The following is a 4,185-nucleotide window of genomic DNA, read 5'->3' on the forward strand; positions in this document are numbered from 1 at the left end:
TCGGTCGATATCGCTTAACAGGGTGTTGTCGATCTGCCTCAATATCCATAAAATCATTTAAAATATAGACACAGCCAGATATTGCACAAAATAGTGCAAAACAAATTGCAGCTTGTGCCACCATAGTTAAAGATACTTGTTTTATCGAAAAGACTAACGCTGCAAATACAAGCAAGTTTTTAGTCCACTGTTTCGGGCGTAACTGTTTAAAAAACAATACAACTATATTTTGTTGAGATAAAGTTCCTTCCCTCATAATAATAAGAGTGCTTCTATTTTGTCACTCTCTTCTTTCCCTCCCTATTCAATTGTTATTTACTTCTAATACAGGAAAGATTATATCACATAAGTATAACATTGAAAATCAACTATTAAATACCAATAAAGAGGTCGCTCATCCATATTGGTATTTCTAATAGACAAAGCTACAACAGCATTACACGCTCATTAATGGAATCAACATTTTCTAAAAGTAACCATCTTCATGATGATGCATTCTCGTTAAAATAATCGTATCGTCTCCATTGCTAATATTCTTTCATTAACACAATTACAGAAGTTAATCTTGAGCTCGGGACACGCCTCAAAGTTACAATTGGCTTACCCGAAAAAAGTGATGCACTTGGTTCTGTAAAGAAACAGACCGTACTTCCTTTTTCAAATGGAATTTTATACACAATTTCTTTATAAACATTTTTTTCAACAGCGTAGTAGCAAACGAAATTATATCGAATTACCAATAAAAAAGGCTGCCTCAAAAATTTGAGACAGCCTTTTCTTCAAAAAATTATTCTTCTCCGAAACGCTCCACAAGTGTTGCAAGTGTACGTACCATTGCGCCAGTTGCTCCAGCTGGACCTAAGTCGTGCGCACCTTTTGTTTCTGATGTTCCAGCGATATCTAAGTGTACCCATGGTGTATCTTCAGCGAATTCGCCTAGGAATGTACCTGCCATAACCGCATGTCCTTCACGGCCTGGTGAGTTATTTAAATCAGCAAACTTACTGTTTCTCACACGTTCTTTATCACGATCAAAAATCGGTAGTTGCCAAATTGGCTCATCTGTTTCCATAGAAGCCTCTAGCACTTGCTCAAATAACTCTTCATTATTTGTCATTGCGCCTGTCGTATAGTTTCCAAGTGCAACAATTACACCGCCTGTTAATGTTGCAACATCAACAAGGTAGTTTGCACCAAGTTTTTTCGCATACGTAATACCGTCAGCTAAAGCTAGACGACCTTCTGCATCCGTATTTAATACTTCAATTGTTTTTCCGCTCATAGATGTGATTACATCGTCTGGCTTAAATGCCGTACCACTTACAACGTTATCAGTTGAAGGAATAACAGCGATCACATTTTGTTCTGGGCGAAGTTCACCGATAATTTCCATCGCACCTAATACAGCAGCTGCACCGCCCATATCACCTTTCATACCAACCATGCCTTCACGTGGTTTTAAAGAATAACCACCTGTATCGTATGTAATACCTTTTCCAACGAACCCAATGACATCTGTCCACTCTTCTTTTCCTTTATAAATAAGAGCGATCATTTTTGGTGGCTCTACACTACCTTGGTTTACTGCAAGTAACGCACCCATACCAAGGTCTTCCATTTCTTCTTTTTCAAGAACTTTATAGTCCATATCATATTTCTCCGCTAATTCAACAGCATACTCAGCAAGCTTTGTCGCTGTTAATACGTTTGGCGGCATATTTACAAGTGTACGAGCTGAATTTGTTGCACGTCCATGTACGTAGCCAACTGTTAATGCTGCTTCAATTTCTTGTGCATCTTCCGCTGTAATAGCCGTGAACTTCTCTAACTCTACACGATCCTTTTTATCTGATTTATACGTTTGTAACTCATATGTACCAAGACCTTGTACCTCTGCCGCAATATGAGCGACATCAATCGCGTCTAATTTCTCTGTTACGAAAGAATCAAGTAAGATTGCTGCATCTTGTACTTTTGCTGCTTGCAGTGTTTTAAACGCCTTACCAAGAGCCGCACGTAACGTTTCTGTCGTGTAAGATTCCTTCTTTCCTAAACCAACAAAGTAATAACGTTTCACATTTGTTTTCCCTAAGCTATGTACTTTCGAAATGGCCTTTTTCTTCGTAGATAATTCTTTCTCTTCTAGTAAAACTTGTAATTGCCCTTCAAACGCTTTGTCCAGTTCTTGTACAAAACTACTCATTTTCTCTTCTTCAAATAAAGCAACAATTACCGCTTCATGACCTGCTAATTCTTTTTGTACTTGAAACATGTTCAGACCCCCTAAATTTCTCTATTTTTATTATAACTATATTTTTTCTAAAATGCGATAATTCGGACTTTTATTTTGTATCTATTTTTAAGGAATAATAAAAGGGTACTTTAGACATCCTATCTAAAGTACCCTTTTATTAAAAATAAACCTTATTATAAAGAGTAGTTCGAGACTGCAAAATGATAGAAATATAACATACTCTCAAAATTATTTATTAATAGTAATAGTAATATTATACATAAACCGAATACTTTTATACGTCTCATCACTTTAAAGCCATATGCCAATAATAAAGGTATTGTAAATACCATATGTGCCCCATAAATAAATGCTTCAGATGCTCCAAAGCCAACAATTCCATGTAAAACAATATTAAATAGTAAACATAAACTTAAAAACCTTACAAAAGGTTCTTTTAAAAAGTTTTTCCATACAACTACCAATATAAAAGCATACACGGATACAACTACAATCCAACCGATTATAGTATGTGAAGGAAGAAGGTTCAAATGTGCAACTTCACTTCCTACTCGCAATGGTACTTCTGAAAATTTACCAAAGATAAAGGAAGATCCTAATAATAGATGAAACATCAATATACCTACTGGTTTGACGTATTCTGGTGAAAAACTCTGTTCTTGCGTAAAGCCCATACTAGACTTCACTGCCTCGATAAGAACTACATTATTTGCGTTCATTACTAAAACAAACGTAATCACGACAATAACAATAGAAATACTAGTCCAAATAATTTTTTTCTGCAATTTTTTATAACTCATTACACTACCTAAAAACCACAGAAACGAATTAGTTAAAGTGACCCCAGTTATTCCTAATGCCAATAATATATTGGTAATATTGAACCCCATTTTTGCTTCTTTTTCCCCATTAATAAATGGATAACACACAAAACACATCAGTACCAATGTGAAATTTGCATAAATAAAAGATTCCGGTGTCCACGTAATAACTAACATAGTAGCTGAGAATCCGTACATAACCGCTAATAGGAAAGAAACAATTACATTCTTACAAATTTTACAACATAATGCATAGATCATCACTACACTAATCGCGCTTAAGAATGCTTGAATGAATATAATACCGTGTACTATATTCCCTACTTTTACTGTTTCAAGTATCCACATGAATCCTTGAACAAAATAATAAAGGAATGGATGTCGGAACCAGCTCATCCCTACTATCTCTCCTCTCTCAAGGAAAAAACCAAAAATGTAATATCCTTGATCAAAAGAAAAATAGGTATCACTCCACTCCCCACTCAAAATTTTGGAGTGAGTATCCATTTTCCAACCAATGAAAAAATAAAACGAACAATAAAAAATGAAAAGGACAAGGGCTAATATCCCCTTTCCTTTATAATTATTCCAAATATTCAACATTGCTTCTCCCCCTAAGGTAGAAATACCATAATTAGATGTGCTACGTACCCAATAACTGTTCCTAACACAAGTCCACCAAAAATCTCATGCCAATGATGTCCTTGGCGCTCTCTTAATTTTTCTTCTTCTGAACTTATATGTTTATTCAACATTCTTGCATGTTTACCAACTGTACGGCGAAGTCCTGTGGCATCAATGATAACAATTGTTAAAATTGCCATCCCGATTCCAAACATCGGTGTATTAAACCCTTCATGAAACCCGATTGTCATGACCATACTTGATAAAATCGTTGTATGCGTACTAGGAAATCCACCATTTCCTACTAAACGAAAAGCATCTTTTCCAGAACGAAGATAATTCACTAAAAATTTCAATACTCCCGAAGCTACCCAAGCTATAAATGGAAGTATACAATATAAATATGTTCCCATTGCTTTACCTCCTATGATTTTGCAATAAATAAAATGCCAGCTACTATACATACCATTCCAGCAATTTTCATGA

General features: G+C 35.3%; 3 protein-coding genes and 1 pseudogene. All 4 read right to left on the minus strand.

Annotation, left to right across the window (positions count from 1 at the left end):
- Positions 1-256: pseudogene (locus F3I02_RS19340) on the minus strand (decaprenyl-phosphate phosphoribosyltransferase); the annotation flags it as partial.
- A 531-nt stretch (positions 257-787) separates the two neighbouring features.
- On the minus strand, positions 788-2,272 hold the full coding sequence (gene pepA / locus F3I02_RS19345; protein ID WP_000487944.1) for a cytosol aminopeptidase: 1,485 nt from the start codon (positions 2,270-2,272) through the stop codon (positions 788-790).
- Between the two features lie 155 nt (positions 2,273-2,427).
- Entirely contained in the window at positions 2,428-3,675 is a 1,248-nt protein-coding gene (locus tag F3I02_RS19350) for a DUF6080 domain-containing protein (RefSeq protein WP_033689433.1), read from the minus strand.
- Between the two features lie 14 nt (positions 3,676-3,689).
- Entirely contained in the window at positions 3,690-4,112 is a 423-nt protein-coding gene (locus F3I02_RS19355; protein WP_048564198.1) for a divergent PAP2 family protein, read from the minus strand.
- Positions 4,113-4,185 lie beyond the last annotated feature (73 nt).

It is taken from the genome of Bacillus sp. SRB3LM (assembly GCF_015712745.1).
In the GTDB taxonomy this organism is placed as follows: Bacteria; Bacillota; Bacilli; order Bacillales; family Bacillaceae_G; genus Bacillus_A; species Bacillus_A thuringiensis_K.